This window comes from Burkholderia cepacia GG4, from assembly GCF_000292915.1.
Lineage (GTDB): Bacteria > Pseudomonadota > Gammaproteobacteria > Burkholderiales > Burkholderiaceae > Burkholderia > Burkholderia cepacia_D.
In genome coordinates, this window is sequence record NC_018513.1 from 1,443,089 (window position 1) to 1,462,108 (window position 19,020).

General features: G+C 66.8%; 18 protein-coding genes. 11 read left to right on the plus strand and 7 right to left on the minus strand.

Annotated features, from left to right (window positions below; all coding sequences use genetic code 11):
- Window position 1 precedes the first annotated feature (1 nt).
- Entirely contained in the window at window positions 2-526 is a 525-nt protein-coding gene (locus GEM_RS06580) for a gamma carbonic anhydrase family protein (protein WP_014896647.1), read from the minus strand.
- 143 nt (window positions 527-669) lie between these two features.
- Here GEM_RS06580 and GEM_RS06585 point away from each other — a divergent pair, with 143 nt between their 5' ends.
- The 10 genes from GEM_RS06585 (at window position 670) to GEM_RS06630 (ending at window position 9,766) form a co-directional block, all read left to right on the plus strand.
- On the plus strand, window positions 670-1,527 hold the full coding sequence (locus GEM_RS06585; protein ID WP_014896648.1) for a ferritin-like domain-containing protein: 858 nt from the start codon (window positions 670-672) through the stop codon (window positions 1,525-1,527).
- 203 nt (window positions 1,528-1,730) lie between these two features.
- Window positions 1,731-2,621, plus strand: coding sequence for an alpha/beta fold hydrolase (locus GEM_RS06590; RefSeq protein WP_014896649.1), 891 nt, complete (start codon window positions 1,731-1,733; stop codon window positions 2,619-2,621).
- 82 nt (window positions 2,622-2,703) lie between these two features.
- Complete coding sequence (locus tag GEM_RS06595; protein ID WP_014896650.1) at window positions 2,704-3,534, plus strand: 3',5'-nucleoside bisphosphate phosphatase; 831 nt, start codon at window positions 2,704-2,706, stop codon at window positions 3,532-3,534.
- 72 nt (window positions 3,535-3,606) lie between these two features.
- On the plus strand, window positions 3,607-4,239 hold the full coding sequence (locus GEM_RS06600) for an L-threonylcarbamoyladenylate synthase (RefSeq protein WP_014896651.1): 633 nt from the start codon (window positions 3,607-3,609) through the stop codon (window positions 4,237-4,239).
- A gap of 50 nt (window positions 4,240-4,289) precedes the next feature.
- Window positions 4,290-4,952, plus strand: coding sequence for a site-2 protease family protein (locus GEM_RS06605; protein WP_014896652.1), 663 nt, complete (start codon window positions 4,290-4,292; stop codon window positions 4,950-4,952).
- Between the two features lie 8 nt (window positions 4,953-4,960).
- A complete protein-coding gene (locus GEM_RS06610) occupies window positions 4,961-6,163 on the plus strand; it encodes a tryptophan--tRNA ligase (RefSeq protein WP_041490468.1) in 1,203 nt (400 codons plus the stop codon).
- A 9-nt stretch (window positions 6,164-6,172) separates the two neighbouring features.
- The gene (locus tag GEM_RS06615; protein WP_014896654.1) at window positions 6,173-6,775 is read left to right on the plus strand and encodes a class I SAM-dependent methyltransferase; all 603 of its coding nucleotides are present in this window, start codon (window positions 6,173-6,175) and stop codon (window positions 6,773-6,775) included.
- Between the two features lie 47 nt (window positions 6,776-6,822).
- Entirely contained in the window at window positions 6,823-7,728 is a 906-nt protein-coding gene (dapA, locus tag GEM_RS06620; protein WP_014896655.1) for a 4-hydroxy-tetrahydrodipicolinate synthase, read from the plus strand.
- A gap of 111 nt (window positions 7,729-7,839) precedes the next feature.
- Complete coding sequence (gene bamC, locus GEM_RS06625) at window positions 7,840-8,985, plus strand: outer membrane protein assembly factor BamC (protein ID WP_014896656.1); 1,146 nt, start codon at window positions 7,840-7,842, stop codon at window positions 8,983-8,985.
- Between the two features lie 4 nt (window positions 8,986-8,989).
- A complete protein-coding gene (locus tag GEM_RS06630) occupies window positions 8,990-9,766 on the plus strand; it encodes an MBL fold metallo-hydrolase (RefSeq protein ID WP_014896657.1) in 777 nt (258 codons plus the stop codon).
- A 305-nt stretch (window positions 9,767-10,071) separates the two neighbouring features.
- On the opposite strand, the gene GEM_RS32490 is transcribed toward GEM_RS06630, so the two are convergent.
- Both GEM_RS32490 and GEM_RS06635 read right to left on the minus strand, forming a co-directional pair.
- Entirely contained in the window at window positions 10,072-10,317 is a 246-nt protein-coding gene (locus GEM_RS32490) for a hypothetical protein (RefSeq protein ID WP_011657350.1), read from the minus strand.
- A gap of 54 nt (window positions 10,318-10,371) precedes the next feature.
- Window positions 10,372-11,592: a cupin domain-containing protein gene (locus GEM_RS06635; protein ID WP_014896658.1), complete on the minus strand. Its 1,221-nt coding sequence runs from the start codon at window positions 11,590-11,592 to the stop codon at window positions 10,372-10,374.
- Between the two features lie 32 nt (window positions 11,593-11,624).
- Between GEM_RS06635 and GEM_RS06640 the strand changes: the two genes are divergently transcribed.
- A complete protein-coding gene (locus tag GEM_RS06640; protein ID WP_014896659.1) occupies window positions 11,625-12,179 on the plus strand; it encodes an FKBP-type peptidyl-prolyl cis-trans isomerase in 555 nt (184 codons plus the stop codon).
- Here GEM_RS06640 and GEM_RS06645 read toward each other — a convergent pair.
- From GEM_RS06645 to GEM_RS06660, 4 genes are all read right to left on the minus strand, one after another.
- Entirely contained in the window at window positions 12,159-13,421 is a 1,263-nt protein-coding gene (locus tag GEM_RS06645) for a hypothetical protein (RefSeq protein WP_014896660.1), read from the minus strand. The genes GEM_RS06640 and GEM_RS06645 overlap by 21 nt on opposite strands.
- Window positions 13,402-16,059, minus strand: a complete 2,658-nt coding sequence (gene mutS / locus GEM_RS06650) for a DNA mismatch repair protein MutS (RefSeq protein ID WP_014896661.1) — start codon at window positions 16,057-16,059, stop codon at window positions 13,402-13,404. The genes GEM_RS06645 and mutS overlap by 20 nt, the downstream gene beginning before the upstream one ends.
- Before the next feature lie 176 nt (window positions 16,060-16,235).
- Entirely contained in the window at window positions 16,236-17,465 is a 1,230-nt protein-coding gene (locus tag GEM_RS06655; protein ID WP_014896662.1) for a flavin-containing monooxygenase, read from the minus strand.
- Between the two features lie 331 nt (window positions 17,466-17,796).
- Entirely contained in the window at window positions 17,797-18,996 is a 1,200-nt protein-coding gene (locus GEM_RS06660; RefSeq protein WP_014896663.1) for an MFS transporter, read from the minus strand.
- Window positions 18,997-19,020: the final 24 nt, after the last annotated feature.

Sequence of the window (19,020 nt, forward strand, 5' to 3'; positions counted from 1 at the left end):
ATCACCCGATCCGCACGAGTTGCTCCTTGAAATGCGCACGCCGCTCGACGTACGTCTTCGCATTTGCGCGCAGCCGCGCGATGTCGTCTGCCGACAGCTCGCGCACGACTTTCGCCGGGGCGCCGAGAATCAGCGAGTTGTCCGGGAACGTCTTGCCTTCCGTCACGACCGCGCCGGCACCAACCAGACAGTTGCGGCCGATTACCGCTCCATTCAAGACCACCGCCTGAATCCCGATCAGCGAACCTGCGCCGATCGTGCATCCGTGCAGCATCGCCTGGTGCCCGATCGTCACGTTTTCGGCAATCGTCAGCGGAAAGCCGGGGTCCGTGTGCAGCACTGCGCCTTCCTGCACATTGCTGCCGGCGCCGACGGCGATCGTCTCGTTGTCGCCGCGAATCGTCGCGCCGAACCACACGCTCGCGTTTTCCTCGAGCACGACCTTGCCGATGATGGCCGCCGTATCGGCGACGAATACGCTTTCGTGGATCGTCGGGGCCGTATCGCCCAGTTTGTAGATCGTCACGGAGTCTCCTGGTCTCTTTGATGTTGGGCGCCGGTAGAATGGCGCGTCTGGCGTGCCGGGCGCATTGCGTCGCGGCACAAACGCTTATTGTAAACCGTCGCGTGCATACGCTCCCGCGATGCGCACGGGCGGTCACCCGTTTGATGAGCATGGAGCCCATTTCTCACGCCGCTGCGCCGCTCTGCGTGCGCCGCTCCGCGCTCGACGCGCTGCGGATGTCCGAGCCGGCCGCGAAGGCCGCGCAGGTCCGCGCGCTGTACGATGCCCTGCTGGCCGGGCAGGCCGCGGTCGCGGCGGCGCTCGACCTGCACGAGCCGGCCGACCTGCCCGGTCGTCCGGCGCGCCCGCCGCTCGTCGAGCCGCGCCAGCTCGAGCGCCGCAGCATGCGCTCGCCCGCGGGGCGCGCGGTGCTGCTGCACGCGCTCGCGCATATCGAATTCAATGCGATCAACCTGGCGCTCGACGCCGTGTGGCGCTTCGCCGGGCTGCCGGACGCGTTCTATGCGGACTGGCTGAAGGTTGCGGCCGAGGAGGCTTATCACTTCACGCTGCTGTCCGACCGGCTCGCCGCGTTCGGGCATGCGTACGGCGATTTTCCCGCGCACAACGGGCTGTGGGAGATGTGCGAGCGGACCAAGGCCGATGTGCTCGCGCGGATGGCGCTCGTGCCGCGCACGCTCGAAGCGCGCGGGCTCGACGCGTCGCCGCCGATCCGTGCGCGGCTCGTGCAGGCGGGCGACGACGCGTCGGCGGCGATCCTCGACGTGATCCTGCGCGACGAGATCGGCCACGTCGCGATCGGGAACCGCTGGTTCCGGCACCTGTGCGACGAGGCCGGCCGCGATCCGGTGCCGGCCTACCGCGAGCTCGCCGAGCAATACCATGCGCCGCGGCTGCGCGGTCCGTTCAATTTCGACGCGCGCCGCACCGCGGGCTTCGAGCAGGCGGAGCTGGACGAGCTCGCCGCGCAGGACGCGGCGGACGGCACCGCGGCGGGTTAGCGCGGGTGCGTGCCCGCCCCGGGTCGCGAAAGCCGTCGCCGGCTGGCCGCACGACCGTCCGGCGGCCTCCCGCCGACCTCCGCTGCGCCGGTCTGATGTGCCGCTGGCGCTCCAGCGCTAGAGCGCTGCCTCGACTGCCGGGCGCCGGAACGGAAGCGTCGTCGCTATAATCGAACGATCATTCTTTTTTTCTGGCGGCTGCAATGAATGCCTCGAGTTCTGTTTCCGATTTCGTCACGGTGCGCGGCGTCAAGCTGCATGTGCGGCGCTGGGGCCGGCCCGATGCGCCGACGCTCTTCATGCTGCACGGCTGGATGGACGTCGCGGCGTCGTTCCAGTTCGTCGTCGATGCGCTCGCGGGCGACTGGCAGGTGATCGCGCCGGATGCGCGCGGCTTCGGCCTGTCCGACTGGCCGGTAGCACGGCAGGGCGGCGGCCACTACTGGTTCCACGAGTACCTGGGTGATCTCGACGCACTCGTCGACCACTATGCGCCGACTGGCGAAGTCAACCTGGTCGGGCACAGCATGGGTGCGAACGTCGTGTGCCTGTACGCGGGCGCGCGGCCGGAGCGCGTGCGGCGCGTGGTCGACCTCGAGGGATTCGGGCTTGCGCCCGCACGGGCCGAACAGGCGCCGCGCCGGCTGCGCGGCTGGCTCGACGAACTGCGCGAACCGCCTGCGCTGCGTCCGTACGCGTCGCTCGACGAGGTTGCGGCCCGGTTGACCAAGACCAATCCGCGGCTCGATCCGCGCCGCGCCGCGTTCCTCGCCGCGCACTGGTCGAAGCGCGGCGACGACGGTCTCTACCACCTGCTGGCGGACTCCGCGCACAAGATGGCGGGCCCGATGCTGTACCGGCTCGACGAGGTGATGGCGGTCTGGAAGCAGGTGCGTGCGAAGGTGCTGCACGTCGAGGCCGTCAATTCGCCGACGCTCGCGTATCTCGCGGGCGACATCCCGCTGCCGGAGTTCAAGGCGCGTTTCGGCGCGTTCCCCGACTGGCGCGAAAAGCGCGTCGAAGATGCCGGCCACATGGTCCATCACGACCAGCCGGAGCAGATCGCGGCGCTGATCGAGGCGTTCTGCGCGTAGGCCGGCGGCGGCAGTGGCGGGGCAGGCGGGCGGCGCAATTGCCGCGTTGCAGTAGAATGAAGCCTCACCTGCCATACCGACAATGAACGCTGATCTCCACTGCCATTCGAATGTTTCCGACGGGTTGCTGTCGCCTGCCGACGTCGCGCGCCGCGCCCATGCTGGCGGCGTGACCCTGTGGGCGCTGACCGACCACGACGAGATCGGCGGCCAGGCGGCGGCGCGCAGCGAGGCGGAGGCGCTCGGGATGCGCTACCTGAGCGGTGTCGAGATTTCGGTCACGTGGGCGTCGCGCACCGTGCACATCGTCGGGCTCCATATCGATCCGTCGAACCCGGCGCTCGTCGACGGCCTCTACCGCACGCGCCACGGCCGTGCCGCCCGTGCGCAGGCGATCGCCGCGCAGCTCGAGACGCTCGGCATCCCCGGCGCGTACGACGGCGCGCTGAAATACGTATCGAATCCCGACCTGATCTCGCGCACCCATTTCGCGCGCTTCCTGGTCGAGAACGGCCATGCTGCCTCGACTTCCGACGTGTTCGATCGCCTGCTCGGCGATGGCAAGCCCGGGTTCGTCCCGCACCGCTGGGCGGCGCTGTCTGATGCGGTCGCATGGATTCGTGGCGCGGGAGGCGAGGCCGTGGTCGCGCATCCGGGGCGCTACCGCTACACGCCGGTCGAATTCGACGCGTTCTTCGGCGAGTTCATCGATCTCGGCGGCCGCGCGATCGAAGTCATCACGGGCAGCCACACGCCCGACCAGTACCGCGAATACGCGGACGTGGCGCGCCGCTTCGGCTTCGAAGTGTCGCGCGGTTCGGATTTCCATGCACCGGGCGAGGGGCGCGTCGAGCTCGGCAGCCTGCCGCCGTTGCCGCCCGACCTGAAACCGGTCTGGGAGCGCTGGCTCTGACGTGCGGCCGCCACTTGCCGTTCGCGTTGCCGCCGATGTGCGCATCCGATTCCTCCCCCTTTACCTGCCCTCATGTCCCAGTTCTTCAGGATTCACCCGGATAATCCGCAGCCGCGCCTGATCAAGCAGGCCGTCGACATCGTCAGCAAGGGTGGCGTGATCGCGATGCCGACCGATTCGAGCTACGCGCTCGCGTGCCACCTCGACGACAAGGACGCGGTCGAGCGCGTGCGCCGCATCCGCGGCCTCGACGAGAAGCAGCACTTGTCCCTGCTCGTGCGCGACCTGTCGGAGCTGGCCAATTTCGCGATGGTGGACAATCGTCAGTACCGGCAGATCAAGTCGGTGACGCCGGGCCCGTACGTGTTCATCCTGCAGGCGACGAAGGAAGTGCCGCGCCGGCTGTCGCACCCGTCGCGCAAGACGATCGGGTTGCGCGTGCCCGAGCACGCGATCACGCTCGCGCTGCTCGAATCGCTGGGCCAGCCGCTGCTCGGCACGACGCTGATCCTGCCGCCGGACGACGAGCCGCTCAACGATCCCGAAGACATCCGCGCGCGGCTCGAGAAGCAGGTCGATCTCGTGATCGACGGCGGTGCGTGTCCGCGCGAGCCGTCGACGGTGATCGACCTGACGGGCGACGAGCCGCAACTCGTGCGTGCGGGGCGCGGCGCGCTCGAACCGTTCGGGCTGTCGGCCGCGTAAGCGCGCGCCATTCATTTTTTGCGCGAGTGCGCTTGTTACAATAACGCGATATGGATGCTTCCCTGATACAGACCATCGCCGTCTACGCGCTGCCCGTGATCTTCGCGATCACGCTGCACGAGGCCGCGCACGGCTATGCCGCGCGCCTGCTCGGCGACAACACCGCGTACATGATGGGGCGCGTGTCGTTCAACCCGATGCGCCACATCGATCCGCTCGGCACGATCGCGATCCCGCTCGCGATGTATTTCCTGACCGGCGGTTCGTTCCTGTTCGGCTATGCGAAGCCGGTGCCGGTATCGTTCGGCAACCTGCGCAATCCGCGCTGGGGCAGCCTGTGGGTGTCGCTCGCGGGCCCGGCCTGCAACTTCGTGCAGGCGCTGATCTGGGGCGTGCTGACCATCGTGCTTCCCGCCGTCGGCATCGACGAGCCGTTCTTCACTCGGATGGCCTACGCGGGCGTCAGCGCGAACCTCGTGCTCGGCGTGCTGAACCTGTTCCCGCTGCCGCCGCTCGACGGCGGCCGCATCCTGGCGGCACTGCTGCCGCCGAAGCAATCGATCGCGCTGTCGCGCATCGAGCCGTACGGTTTCATCATCGTCCTCGTGCTGGTCTCGACGGGCGTGCTGACGAACTTCTGGCTGCGTCCGCTCGTGAACGCCGCCGCCGGCATTCTGAGCGCCATCCTGTCTCCATTCGCCTCGCTTTTCTAACGACAATCATGTTCCCAGATCGTATTTTCTCCGGCATGCGACCCACCGGGTCGCTGCACCTCGGCCACTACCACGGCGTGCTGAAAAACTGGGTGAAGTTGCAGTCCGAGTACCCGTGTTTCTTCTGCGTGGTGGACTGGCACGCGCTGACGACGCACTACGAAACGCCCGAGGTCATCGAGAAGAACGTGTGGGACGTGCTGGTCGACTGGCTCGCGTCCGGCATCGACCCGGCGCAGGCGACGCTGTTCATCCAGAGCAAGGTGCCCGAGCATGCGGAACTCGCGCTGCTGCTCGGCATGAGCACGCCGCTCGGCTGGCTCGAACGCGTGCCGACCTACAAGGAGCAGATGGAGAAGCTGAAGGAGAAGGACCTGTCGACCTACGGCTTCCTCGGCTACCCGGTGCTGATGGCGGCCGACATCCTGCTGTATCGTGGCTCGCTCGTGCCGGTCGGTGAAGACCAGGTGCCGCACGTCGAGATGACGCGCGAGATCGCGCGCCGCTTCAACTACCTGTATGGCCGCGAGCCGGGCTTCGAGGAGAAGGCGCTCGAAGCCGCGAAGAAGCTCGGCGGCAAGCGCGCGAAGCTTTATCACGAGCTGCGCAACGCGTACCAGCAGGAGGGCGACGACGAGGCGCTCGAGCAGGCGCGCGCGATGCTGCAGGAATCGCAGAGCCTGTCGATGAGCGACCGCGAGCGCCTGTTCGGCTATCTCGAAGGCGCGCGCAAGATCATCCTGGTCGAGCCGCAGGCGCTCCTGACCGAAGCGTCCCGGATGCCGGGCCTCGACGGCCAGAAGATGTCGAAGTCGTACGGCAACACGATCGGCCTGCGCGAAGACGCGGAGACGATCACGAAGAAGGTCCGTACGATGCCGACCGATCCGGCGCGCGTGCGCCGTACCGATCCGGGCGATCCCGACAAGTGCCCGGTGTGGCAGCTCCATCAGGTCTATACGGACGAAACGACGCACGAGTGGGTGCAGAGCGGCTGCCGCTCGGCAGGCATCGGCTGCCTCGACTGCAAGCAGCCGGTCGTCGAAGGGATCCTGCGCGAACAGCAGCCGATGCTCGAGCGCGCGCAGAAGTACATGGACGATCCTTCGCTGCTGCGCGCGATCGTCGCGGACGGCTGCGACAAGGCGCGCAAGCACGCGGTCGAGACGATGCGCGACGTGCGCGAGGCGATGGGCCTGTCGTACACCTGACCTGACGCCATGCGCGAACCTGTCATTGCCGCCGCGGGCGGCCACGTCGCCCAGACCGAGCCGTCGCGCTGGGTCGCCCGGTGGGCGCGGCTCGTCCCGGCGGGCGGCGCGGTGCTCGACGTCGCCGCGGGCGGCGGCCGCCACGCGCGCTGGTTTGCGTCGCACGGGCATCCGGTCGTCGCACTCGACCGCGATCCGGTCGCGCTGGCCGCATTGCGCGCGATACCGGGCGTCGCTGCATGCGACGCCGATCTCGAGGGCGCGCCGTGGCCGCTGCCGGCCGGCAAGTCGTTCGCGGCCGTGATTGTCACCCATTATCTGCATCGTCCGCTCTGGCCCCATCTGCTCGATGCAGTGGCGCCGGGCGGCGTGCTGATCTACGAAACCTTCGCGCAAGGAAACGAAACGGTCGGCAAACCGTCCAACCCTGCGTTCCTGCTCGCCCCGGGCGAGCTGCTGGACGCGGTGCGCGGCCGCCTGCGGGTGGTCGCGTACGAGGACGGATTCGTCGCCGCGCCGCGCGAGGCGTTCGTTCAGCGCCTCTGCGCGGTACGCGAGGGCGCGACCCCGACGGCGGGGGCGGGAATTCCACGTTACGAACTGCCCGGCTAATCCGCTACAATCTCAACGTTTACCGGTACATCAATCAATCGCGTTTCATGGCTAACGGCACCCAAGACGGCATTCAAATCCGCGGCAGCATCCCCGCGATCGTCACCCCGATGCTCGAAGACGGCAGTCTCGACCTGCCGGCGTTTCGCAAACTGATCGACTGGCACATCGCGGAAGGCACCGACGCACTCGTCGTGGTCGGCACGAGCGGCGAGTCGGCAACGCTCAACGTCGAAGAGCACATCCTGATGATCCGCACGGCGGTCGAGCATGCGGCGAAACGCATCCCGATCATCGCGGGCGCGGGCGGCAACTCGACCGCCGAGGCAATCGAGCTGACGAAGCACGCGAAGGCGGTTGGCGCCGACGCGACGCTGCAGGTCGTGCCGTACTACAACAAGCCCACGCAGGAAGGGATGTACCGGCACTTCAAGGCGATCGCCGAAGCGGTCGACCTGCCGGTGATCCTGTACAACGTGCCGGGCCGCACGGTCGCGGACATGGCGCACGAGACGACGCTGCGCCTCGCTCAGGTGCCGGGCATCATTGGCGTGAAGGAAGCGACGGGCAACATCGATCGCGCCGCGCACCTGATCAAGGCCGCGCCGAAGCATTTCGCGATCTACAGCGGTGACGATCCGACCGCGATCGCGCTGATGCTGCTCGGCGGCCACGGCAACATCTCGGTGACGGCGAACGTCGCGCCGCGCGCGATGAGCGACCTGTGCCGCGCGGCGCTGGCCGGCGACGTGGCGACGGCGCGCGAGCTGCACATGAAGCTGCTGTCGCTGCACAAGAACCTGTTCATCGAGGCGAACCCGATCCCGGTGAAGTGGGCGCTGCAGGCGATGGGCAAGATGCAGGGCGGCATCCGCCTGCCGCTCACGCCGCTCGACGAGCGCTGCCACGATGCAGTGCGTTCGGCCCTCGTCGAGGCCGGCGTCCTCGCCTGATGCAGAGGCGGCCGCGCCCTGCGGCCGCCGGCTCGACCCCTCATCAACCCGCACCGGCCGGCTCCGTCCGGCGCCGCTCCTGACGAGCGTTCTAGCAAGACGAAGGATTTCATGAAACGTTTCGCCTTTTCCTCTCGCGCCATCCAGGTTTCGGTGGTGGCGCTGGCGCTGGGCGCGCTCGCCGGCTGCGATACGCTGAACGATTACCTGGCCCCTGACCGGGTCAACTACAAGAACACGGGTTCGGCGCCGCCGCTCGCGGTGCCGAGCGACCTGAAGCCCGTGCCGACGACCCAGCAGTTCGTCGCGCCGCCGAGCAACGCCGGTCTCGGCACGCTGCCGCCGCGGGCGACGACGGCCGCCGGCAACGCGACCGACGGCGTCCCGAGCGCGCAGGATCCGCTCGGCATGCATATCGAGCGCGACGGCGACCATCGCTGGCTCGTCGTGGACGGCCGCACGCCCGAGCAGCTGTGGCCGATCCTGAAGGAATTCTGGCAGGAGAACGGTTTCTCGCTGAAGACCGACGCACCGTCGACCGGCATCATGGCCACCGACTGGGCCGAGAACCGCGCGAACATCCCCGACGACTGGTTCCGCCGCACGATCGGCAAGGTCATCGACTTCGCCTATTCGTCGGGCACGCGCGATCGTTTCCGTACGCTCGTGAACCGCACGCCGAACGGCAACACCGACATCTCGATCACGCACAGCGCGATGGAGGAAATGATGGTCGGCCCGCAGGGCGGCACGTCGTCGCGCTGGGAAGAGCGGCCGCGCAACCCGGTGCTTGAAGCCGTGTTCCTGTCGAAGCTGATGCAGAAATTCGGCCTGAGCGATGCGCAGGCGAAGCAGCTGCTGACCGATGCGCGCCCCGCGACCGCACCGGCGCAGGTGAGCGACACGAACGGCGGCGCCGCGACGCTGCAGCTGGCCGAATCGTTCGACCGTGCATGGCTGCGCGTCGGTCTCGCGCTCGACCGCACCAACTTCGCCGTCGACAATCGCGACCGCGAGAAGGGCCTGTACACCGTCCGCTACGCGAATACGATGGAAGAGCTCAAGCGCGACGGCCTGTTCGGCAAGCTGTTCTACGGCGGCCCGTCGGCGGCCAAGCCCGGCAAGGAATACCTCGTCAACGTGCGCGCGCAGGGCAATGGCGGCACGCAGGTCGCAGTGGTCGATGCGAACGGCCAGGTCGACAACTCGTCGGAAGCGCAGCGTATCATTTCGCTGCTCCACGCCCAGCTGAACTGAACGCGTGCGCTTCGCCAGCCTCGGTAGCGGCAGCGAAGGCAACGCGCTGGTCGTCGAGGCCTCGAGCGGCACGACGACCACCCGCGTGCTGCTCGACTGCGGTTTTTCAGCGAAGGAGGTCGAGCGCCGGCTCGGCCGCCTGAATCTCGGCATCGACGATCTCGATGCGATTCTCATCACCCATGAACACAGCGACCACGTCGGCAGTGCGCTGACGCTCGCGCGGCGCGGGTCGCTGCCGCTCTACATGAGCTGGGGCACGGCGCGCGCGGTGGGCGCGGACGAGGCTGATGTCGATCTCCACGTGCTGTGGGGCGACGAGACGGCCGCGATACGCGATCTGGCCGTGATGCCCTATACGGTGCCCCACGACGCGCGGGAACCGCTCCAGTTCGTCTTTATGGATGGTTGCCGCCGGCTCGGCGTGCTGACCGACGTCGGGATGGCCACGCCGCACATCACGACCGTCCTGAGCGGCTGTGACGCGCTGGTGCTCGAATCCAACCACGATACCGCGATGCTGGCCGGGAGCCGCTATCCGCAGTCGCTGAAGGCGCGGATCGGCGGCAATCACGGCCACCTGAGCAACGATGCCGCTGCCGGCATCCTCGCATCGCTCGAACGTAGCCGCCTCCAGCACCTGGTCGCGGCGCACCTGAGCCAGCAGAACAACCGGCCGGAGCTGGCTCGCCAGGCGTTTGCAGGCGTGCTGGGAACCGCTGGAGAGGAGGTGGTCGTGGCCACGCAGGACGCGGGCTTCGACTGGCTGACGCTCGGCTGAGCGGGCGCAGCAGTGGGCCGGATGGCCCGCGGCAGCCGCGCGCGCTGCGCGGAACCGACAGACGTAAAAAAACCGGCCCGATGGGCCGGTTTTTTTCAGCTGATGCTGAGGCTTACTGGCTTGCGCCCGAAGCCGGAGCAGCCGTCGCTGCCGAAGCAGCCGACGCCACAGCAGCAGCTGCGTCGCTCGCAGCAGCCGTAGCCGACGATGCAGCAGCCGTAGCGTCGCTCGCAGCACCAGCAACTGCCGAAGCAGTCGACGAAGCAGCAGCAGCTGCGTCGCTAGCAGCCGACGAAGCAGCTTGATCAGCGCTCTTGTTGCAAGCAGCCAGTGCAACAGCAGCCAACAGGGAAGCTACGAGGAGGGATTTCTTCATGATCACGTCCTTTTATGGTTAAAGGTAAGCAACAGCGCGAAACAATACCGGTAATGTGCTCCAACACCGACCTGGGCCGCTGGTGGAGACGCACTTCTAGAGCGTGAATCTTCCCTACGGCTTGGGCGGAAATTATATGCACTTTCCTATCGACCGTCGACAAATGCGGGGTCAATACGTTGTCTTTCCCATACAGAATTTGATCTGTACGGGCATACGGGGCGGCCCACTAAATCCGGTCTCCGACCCGTAGCCAGCCCGCACAATACCACTCGTGCAGCAAGCCTGTCATTGAGGGAACCCGGGATAGTGTTACAAACCGTTTCGCCTCCATGTGGCGCAGATTGGCCAGTTCGGGCAGCCATTCGCTGGCTTGCTCGAGCGGTTCTTCTTCGCCATTAATGAAGTACGAGCGCGCGTTATACATCAATGCGGCGCGTCTGTCGAGATACACGCCCCGGCGTGACGCCTGCGCGACGAATGCGGTCTCGGACAGCGGACGCGCCGGCGGCTCAAAAACGACGTTCGATTTGGGTTCGCTCAGGTAGCAACCGAGGAATTCGGCGACGTCGCGCTTGCGCCAGCGGATCGCGTCGACGATCTCCGCCACGCGCTCGACCATCGCCGGCGGCAGCTGGGCAGGCGCGTCGACCGCCGGCTGCTTCGGATCGCGGTAAAGTGCGTCGCCGCGCTCGTCGCGCAGGCCGCCGCGTTCCGCGAGGTAGTACAGGAATTGCGCACCCAGTTCGCCGGCGGACGGCGCCCGAAAGCCGATCGAGCAAGTCATGCATTCGCCCTCGGCGACGCCGTCGTGCGCGATGTGCGGCGGCAGGTACAGCATGTCGCCGGGCTCCAGCACCCATTCGTCGGTCGGCTCGAAATGCTCGAGTATCTTCAGCGGCACGTCCGGCTGCAGCGACAGGTCCTTCTGCGCACCGATGCGCCAGCGACGCCGGCCTTCCACCTGCAGCAGGAACACATCGTACGAGTCGAAGTGCGGGCCGACGCCGCCGCCGTCCGTCGCGTACGAAATCATCAGGTCGTCGAGGCGCGCGTCGGGGATGAAGCGGAAGCGGTCGAGCAGCGCGCGGGCGGCGTCCACATGCAGGTCGAGCCCCTGCACGAGCAAGGACCAGGACTTGCGCGAAACGGCAGGCAGCGCGCCCGGTTCGAACGGACCGTGCGCAAGTTGCCACTTGTTACGAAAATGGGTGATCAGGCGCGCTTCGGCGTCATAGTCGGCCGCCAGCTCGAACAGCGCATCGCGCGTGACCGGCGGCTTCACGCCCGGGATCGCCTGGCGGATCAGCAGCGGTTTCTTCTGCCAGTAGCGGCGCATGAATTGTGCCGGCGTGAGGCCGCCGAGCAGCGGCGTGGGAAGATCGGAGGGCGGCGCGCCGAGCGGGGCGGCAGCGGTATCCCGCGGTTCGGCTTGAGACCGGTTGCGCATCGTATAATGAGACTTGTATTTGGGAGAATTGGATGAAAATCGCAAAAAACACCGTCGTGTCGGTCACTTACAAGCTGTCGGATGCGCAAGGCAATCTGATCGAGGAAAGCGACGAGCCGATGGTTTATCTGCACGGCGGCTATGATGGCACGTTCCCCAAGATCGAGGAACAGCTCGACGGCCAGGAGCCCGGTTACCAGGCGCAGATTCAGCTCGAGCCGCAGGACGCGTTCGGCGACTACGATCCCGAACTCGTGAAGATCGAGCCGCGCGATCGTTTTCCCGAGCCGATCGAAGTGGGCATGCAGTTCGAAGGCACGCCGGAAGACGGCGACGAGGAAGTGGATTCGCTGATCTACACGGTCACCGACATCGCCGAAGACAAGGTCGTGCTCGACGGCAATCACCCGCTCGCGGGCATGGCGCTGCGTTTTGCCCTCACTGTGAAGGACGTTCGCGAAGCGACCGAGGACGAGATCGAGCATGAGCACGCGCACGGCGCGGAAGGGCTCGAAATCGTCGACGAGGACGAGGACGAAGACGAAGACGAGGGCGGCGACGAGCCGTCAGGGCGTACCCTGCACTGAGCTGGCCGGCAGGCCGGGCGCCGGCCCTGAAGCAGGGGGCGGCGTGCTGCCCGGCGTCGTCGTGCCGTCGCCCTGCAGCGGTGGCGCGACCGACGACGAGTCGGGCAGTGCCGGCAACGCCGGGATTTCCGGCATCTGGGGCAACGGGACATCGTCGCGCGGCACGAGCGGCAGCGCGGGCGGGATCGGCACGTTCTTCGGCACGTCCTGCAGGCTCACGTTGAAGATCGTTTGCCGGGCCGGCGAGACGTTCACTTGCACCCACTGATTCGCCGGATGACGCGGTCCGAACGCGACGCGCGTCACATTGCCCACCAGGGCACCGTCGTCCGCATGCAGCGGGCGATCGATCAGGAAACCGTTCGCGAGCGGCTCGCTGCTTGCGTGCATCACCAGTATCGGGCCGCGGAATGTTGCCGCTGCCTTCACCAGCGTTCGTTTCAGCTCACGGAAGCCGTCGCGCACGCGCGGCCGGTTGAAGCGCAACCATGCAAAGCGCTCCGCGCGCTCATAGCGATCGAACTGCGGGTCGCCTTCGAAAATCACCACCATCGCGCGCGCTTCGCGCCGCTTCGCATATTCGGCCGCATGGTCGATCCAGAAACCGTTCGCGACGATGCGATCCTCGAACTCGCCGTTGCGGCCGCCAGCCGTCAGGTAATGGTTGTTCGGCGCCGGTGCGTTCAGCGCGACGAACACGACGTTGTCGTGCATCCAGCGCGCGTTTTCGCGATACGGGCGGAACCGGGCGACCTCGCTTTCGCGCGTGATCGGCAGTGCGCCGGGGTCGGGCAGTGCCGCGTCCGCCAGCAGCGTCTGCCGCAGGAAATCCAGGCGCTCGACCGGATCGTAGCCGCCGCCGGCCGCGGTGCTGCATGTCACCCAGTCGTCGTGGCCGGGAATGAACACGAGCGGCACGCGCGACGCGTCGAGGATCGCGCCACGCTGCGTGTACAGCGAATCGCGGCACGCTTCCTTCGCGCCCTTGATGTCGCCCGCGTAGACGACGAACGCCAGGTTGCGCTCGCGCGCGATCGAATCGAGCAGTCGCTGCGCGGCCGGTTCGTCGGCCGGCACGTTGATGACGCCCGACACGACCGCGAATGAATAGGGCGGGGCGGCGCGCTTGGGCGGCGCCGCCAGCGCGCCGGCCTGGGCCAGCGCGAGCACCGCCGCGACCAGCGCGGCGGCGACGCGGGCCGGCCGGCCCGACGGGACGCGTTTATGCGTGTCCGTCGGCATCGTGCGAGCGGACGAGCGAGCGCAGTTCGTACAGCAGGTCGAGCGCGTCGCGCGGTTTGAGGTCGTCGGGATCGATGTCGCGCAGTTTTTCGAGTGCCGGATGCGGGATGTCGGACGGTGCCGGCGCATCCGCGCATTCGAGTTCGTCGGCCGCGGCGGGCGGCGCGCTGAACAGGTCGAGTTGCGGCGTGTGCTGCGTGGCCGACTGCTGTTCGAGATACGCGAGATGCTTGCGCGCGGCGCGGATTACCGGCGCCGGCACGCCCGCGAGCTGCGCAACCTGCAGCCCGTAGCTCTGGTTCGCCGGGCCTTCGTTGACCGCGTGCAGGAACACGATGCCGTGGCCGTGCTCGACGGCCGACAGGTGGACGTTCGCCGCTTGCGGGAATTCGGCCGGCAGTTGCGTCAGCTCGAAGTAGTGCGTCGCGAACAGCGTGTAGCAACCGTTTTGCGCAAGCAGATGGCGCGCGATCGCCCACGCGAGTGCAAGGCCGTCGAAGGTCGACGTGCCGCGGCCGATTTCGTCCATCAGCACGAGGCTTTGCGGCGTCGCGTCGTTGAGGATCGCCGCGGCCTCGGTCATCTCGACCATGAACGTCGAGCGGCCGCCGGCGAGATCGTCGGCCGCGCCGATTCGCGTGAAGATGCGGTCGATCGGGCCGAAGCAGGCCGACTTCGCGGGTACGTAGCTGCCGACATACGCCATCAGCGCGATCAGCGCCGTCTGCCGCATGAACGTCGACTTACCGCCCATGTTCGGGCCGGTGATGAGCAGCAGCTTGCGCTCGCTGCCGAACCGGCAGTCGTTCGCGATGAACTGCTCGACCTGCGCTTCGACGACCGGGTGGCGACCCTGTTCGATCTCGATGCCGATCTCGTCGGTGAAGGCGGGGGCGACCCAGTCGAGCGTGCGGGCACGCTCGGCGAACGCGGCGAGCACGTCGAGTTCCGCGAGCGCCGACGCGACGCGCTGGCACTCGGGAATGAACGGCAGCAGCGCCTGCAGCACGCCGTCGTACAGTGCGCGCTCGCGGGCCAGCGCGCGCTCCTGCGCGGACAGCGCCTTGTCCTCGAAGGTCTTCAGTTCGGGCGTGATGTAGCGCTCGGCGTTCTTCAGCGTCTGGCGGCGGCGATAGTCGTCCGGCACCTTGTCGGTCTGGCCGCGCGTGACCTCGATGTAGAAGCCGTGCACCTTGTTGTATTCGACGCGCAGGTTCGCGATGCCCGTGCGGGTGCGCTCGCGTGCTTCGAGATCGATCAGGAACTGGCCGCAGTTCTCGGAGATGTCGCGCAGCTCGTCGAGCTCCGCGTCGTAGCCGCGCGCGATCACGCCGCCGTCGCGCACCATCGCGGCAGGTTCCGGGGCAATCGCGCTGGTCAGCAGGTCAAGGCATTCTGCGGGCGGTGCGAGCGCCGCGTCGACGCGCGTGAGCGCATCCGCGTTCGCGACGATCGCACTGATGCGCTCGCGCAGGGCCGGCAGTGCGGCGAACGTGTCGCGCAGGCTCGACAGGTCGCGCGGCCGTGCGGACAGCAGTGCGAGACGCCCGGTGATCCGCTCGACGTCGGCGATCTGGCGCAGCGCGCTGCGCAGTGCGTCGAGGCTCGCGTTCGCGGGGGCCTCGAGCAGCGCACCGATCGCTTGCTGGCGCGACTGCGCGGCGACCGACGCGCGCGGCGGGTGATGCAGCCAGTGACGCAGCAGGCGGCTGCCCATCGTCGTGCAGCAGGTGTCGAGCAGCGAATACAGCGTCGGCGATTCGGTGCCGCGCAGCGTTTCCGTCAATTCGAGGTTGCGGCGGGTCGCCGGATCGAGGCCGATATATTCGGTTTCGTTCTCGACTTTCAGGCTGCGCACGTGGCGCAGCTGCTGGCCTTGCGTGGCCGCCGCGTACAGCAGTAGCGCGCCGGCCGCGCCGCACGCGCTCGTCAGCGAATGCGCGCCGAAGCCGTCGAGGCCGGCCACGTCGAGCTGGTCGCACAGGCGCTGCGTGCCCGATGCGATGTCGAAGTGCCATGCGGGCACGCGCTTGGTCGCGCCGGTGCCCGCAGGCACGGCGTCGGTCGCGCCGTCCGCCGTCAGGATCTCGGCCGGGCGGATGCGTTCGAGCGCGGCGCCGAGCTGGTCGGGTTCGATTTCGGCGAGCCGCAGCGCGCCGCTCGCGAGGTTCAGCCATGCGAGGCCGATATTGACCGCGACGCCGCGCTTGTTGTGGCCCGTGCACATCGCGAGCAGGTAGACGTCGTTCTTGTCCGACAGCAGCGCGGCATCGGTCAGCGTGCCGGGCGTGACGACGCGCACGACCTTGCGCTCGACGGGGCCTTTCGACGTGGCGGGGTCGCCGATCTGTTCGCAGATCGCGACCGATTCGCCCATCTTCACGAGCTTCGCCAGATACTGCTCGACCGCGTGATGCGGGACGCCGGCCATCTTGATCGGCGTGCCGGCCGATGCGCCGCGCTGCGTGAGGGTCAGGTCGAGCAGGCGTGCGGCTTTTTCCGCATCCTCGAAGAACAGCTCGTAGAAGTCGCCCATCCGGTAGAAGACGAGCGTGTCGGGGTGATCGGCCTTGATGCGCAGGTACTGCTGCATCATCGGGGTGTGGCCGGCAAAGGCTTCGGGCGACAGCGTGGTCATAGGTCAGGCATGAACTTGTTGCTTTGGTTGCCCGAGTTTACCAGTGGCTTCACCGTACACGCGCGAAGTTCGCCGTTTGGTCAGGTTGCCGGAGATTGCGCGACCGGCCGCCGCCGGCCTCATGCTGTTCTTCGTTCGCCCTTTCGGGCGGACTTGTTTCCCCCACTTGTGCCCGTTCAGCGCGCCGCGATATGGGCGACGAACCGCCGCGCCTCGTCTTCAATTGCCATCACGGTGCCCGACCGGCGCGTGGACGCAAAGTCGAGTCCGGCGAAATAGACGCCGGGGACCGCAGCGATGCCGTCTTCATGAATCGGCTGTCGTTGCGCATCGAGCGCCCCCGGGATGTCGATCCAATTGAAGTCGCCCCCGAAGCCGGTGCACCAAACAATCGTTGAAATGTTCCGCTCGACGAGATCGAGCAACAGGATAGGTCGCTCGGGCAGGCATGGCGCAACCGTCTCCGCCACGTCCTCGGCGGCTGCTGGCGCGGCAAGGCCGCCAAGCTCGATAAATTCATCGATACGGCTTTTGAGTTGCGCGGAAATCTGGTCACCGAACCGAAGATTTTCGACAAGGTCATCGGCGAAGACGAGCCGGCCATTCTCCACGCCGATCAATCGCCCGAGCAGCACGACACCTTGTGCGCTCAGGGACTGCAGGCTTATCGTGTGCAACGCGCCAAGCGTGGGGCGAGCAGCAACGTGACCGGACGCATCGACGAAATCCTTGCGCGGCACGTCGAACATGCCCGTCTTCACCATCCACACGACAATGTCCGACCCACGATATCGTCGCGGCATACGCCCAATATGGCTCGTCGCGAGGTAGGTTTCCCTGCCTGCCAGGATCAGATCTTCGGCGATTTGGCAGCCAGACTGTGCGCTGCCCACGACGAGGATTGCCCCGGCGGGCAACACGCTTGCATTGCGGTAGTCCGACGCATCGATTTGCACCGGGCCGTTCGTCAATGCAGAGGCGGCAGCCGGTCGGCGTGGCCGATTCAGGCTGCCGCTGGCGACGACGACGCTTTTGGCCCACCACGTCTGTTGTGGCGTCACGATGCGAAAGCGCCCGTCGCGCGAATCCAGTTTCGAGACCTCGACGCCGGTGTGAACGGGGAGTTGATGACGCCGCGCGTAGTGTTCGAGCAGCGTGACGAACGCCGTGTGCGTCATGAATCCTTCCGGCTCGGCGCCGTTGTAACTATCGCCAGGCAAGACACTGTAGATGTTGGGGAGATTGAAGTGAAAAGAATCCCAACGCTGGGTCCGCCAGGTTTCGCCAATTCTGCCTCGCTCCAGAACGCAATGCCGGATATTCGCCCGCGCGAGCGCATGGCTCACGCCGAGACCGGCCCATCCAGCACCGACAACCAGCGCATCCAGAATGCTCGCGTCGCCCATGGCCGCCTCCGGAACATTCCTGCCGATCCGATCAACCGTCGCATGGCTAAAACAGTAGCACAGGGAACGGATGGCCCTCCCTGGCAGATGCACCAACGCTGCCGGGGAAATTGCCTCCGAAACACCAACACGCATTCGTGACCGGGATTTCTGCAGCAGATCACTGCCGTGATCGTGAGCTCGGCGATAGATCTATGGAATCGCGGGTGAACTGGTACGTGGGAGCGCCGGATTGATGCTGGCCGCTGATGTCGAGAGACTGTCAGCGGCCTTGGGTTGGCGTGAGCGCCGACGTCGGGGGCTATCTGTTTCGTCAAGCGTCGTGGCTAAGTCAATCGCCGGCGCCAAGGGCCGAGTGATACGGCGCGCCACGGTCGCGCGTCATCAGAATCAGCAGCAACACGAGGCCAAGACCTGAGACGACGGCGCCCGAGATACCGGTGTAGGCAATGCCGACCGTATGGATCGTCAGTCCGCCGACAATCGAGCCCAACGCGATGCCTGAATTGAAGCCGGCGATGTTCAGGCCTGCTGCGACGCCATGTGCATGGGGAGCATGCTGTTCCGCGACACCAATCAAACGTGCTTGCAGCGCGGGCACTGACGCGAAGGTGAACATGCCCAGCAACGCCACCAGGGCACCCATCGCGGGCGCGAAGGTCGAGAAGGCCCACATGGCGAGCGCGACGATTGCGATGCCGCTGATCACGATCAGGCCGGCGCTATTCACGCCGAGCCTGTCGGTGATTTTGCCGCCGAGCACGTTGCCGAACGCGGCAAGCACGCCGTAGGCGAGCATGAACGTTCCAACCGTGCTGCTGGTGACATGGGTCACGTCCATGAGCAGCGGTGCAATGTAGGTGTAGGCGGTAAATGAACCGGCGTAGCCCAGCACGGTGACGAGCGCAGCAAACAGCAAGGCCGGATGAAACATCGTCTTCAGCGCGGCGCCGACCGAATTGGCCGCATCGTGTTCCTGCGATCGGGGAGGCGCTTTCATGCCCGCCAGCAGACCCAGAAAACCCAGCGCACCGAAGGCCGCGATCGCGCCGAACACGGGACGCCACGAGATCACGCCGCCGAGATAAGTACTGAGCGGCACGCCGATCGCCATGGCGATGGTGAAGCCGCCAAATACCGTCGCGACGGCGCTGCCGGCCTTCTTCTGTCCGACAAGACGTGCCGCCGTACTTGAGGCCACGGCGAGAAACAGGCCGTGCCCCATGCCCGCGACAAAGCGGGCGGCGAGAAGCATGGGCAGACTGGTGGCGATGGCTGCAACCAGACTGCCGGCAGTGAAGACCATCAGGGTCATCAGCATGGTTTTCTTGCGTGACCAGCCGGCAGTCAGCGCAGACAGGATCGGGGCCGCGAACGTGGCACCCAATGCGTACAGCGTGACAGAACTGCCCGCCTGCTCGATGCCGACCCCGAGGTTGTGGGCAACGACGTCGGTCAGGCCGATGGGAACGAACTCTGCAAGGCCCAGTGCAAAGGCACTGAGCGTAAAGATATAGACGACGACTGGCATGGAAAGCTCTCTCGATCAACCACG

Coding starts and splice junctions, on each gene's coding strand:
- GEM_RS06660 (WP_014896663.1), bottom strand. CDS start 18,996: ATGCCAGTCGTCGTCTATATCTTTACGCTCAGTGCCTTTGCACTGGGC.
- mutS (WP_014896661.1), bottom strand. CDS start 16,059: ATGACCACGCTGTCGCCCGAAGCCTTTGCCGGCCACACCCCGATGATG.
- bamC (WP_014896656.1), top strand. CDS start 7,840: ATGAAACGTTTCGCCTTTTCCTCTCGCGCCATCCAGGTTTCGGTGGTG.
- GEM_RS06645 (WP_014896660.1), bottom strand. CDS start 13,421: ATGCCGACGGACACGCATAAACGCGTCCCGTCGGGCCGGCCGGCCCGC.
- GEM_RS06600 (WP_014896651.1), top strand. CDS start 3,607: ATGTCCCAGTTCTTCAGGATTCACCCGGATAATCCGCAGCCGCGCCTG.
- GEM_RS06585 (WP_014896648.1), top strand. CDS start 670: ATGAGCATGGAGCCCATTTCTCACGCCGCTGCGCCGCTCTGCGTGCGC.
- GEM_RS06615 (WP_014896654.1), top strand. CDS start 6,173: ATGCGCGAACCTGTCATTGCCGCCGCGGGCGGCCACGTCGCCCAGACC.
- GEM_RS06605 (WP_014896652.1), top strand. CDS start 4,290: ATGGATGCTTCCCTGATACAGACCATCGCCGTCTACGCGCTGCCCGTG.
- GEM_RS06590 (WP_014896649.1), top strand. CDS start 1,731: ATGAATGCCTCGAGTTCTGTTTCCGATTTCGTCACGGTGCGCGGCGTC.
- GEM_RS06655 (WP_014896662.1), bottom strand. CDS start 17,465: ATGGGCGACGCGAGCATTCTGGATGCGCTGGTTGTCGGTGCTGGATGG.
- GEM_RS06595 (WP_014896650.1), top strand. CDS start 2,704: ATGAACGCTGATCTCCACTGCCATTCGAATGTTTCCGACGGGTTGCTG.
- dapA (WP_014896655.1), top strand. CDS start 6,823: ATGGCTAACGGCACCCAAGACGGCATTCAAATCCGCGGCAGCATCCCC.
- GEM_RS06635 (WP_014896658.1), bottom strand. CDS start 11,592: ATGCGCAACCGGTCTCAAGCCGAACCGCGGGATACCGCTGCCGCCCCG.
- GEM_RS06610 (WP_041490468.1), top strand. CDS start 4,961: ATGTTCCCAGATCGTATTTTCTCCGGCATGCGACCCACCGGGTCGCTG.
- GEM_RS06640 (WP_014896659.1), top strand. CDS start 11,625: ATGAAAATCGCAAAAAACACCGTCGTGTCGGTCACTTACAAGCTGTCG.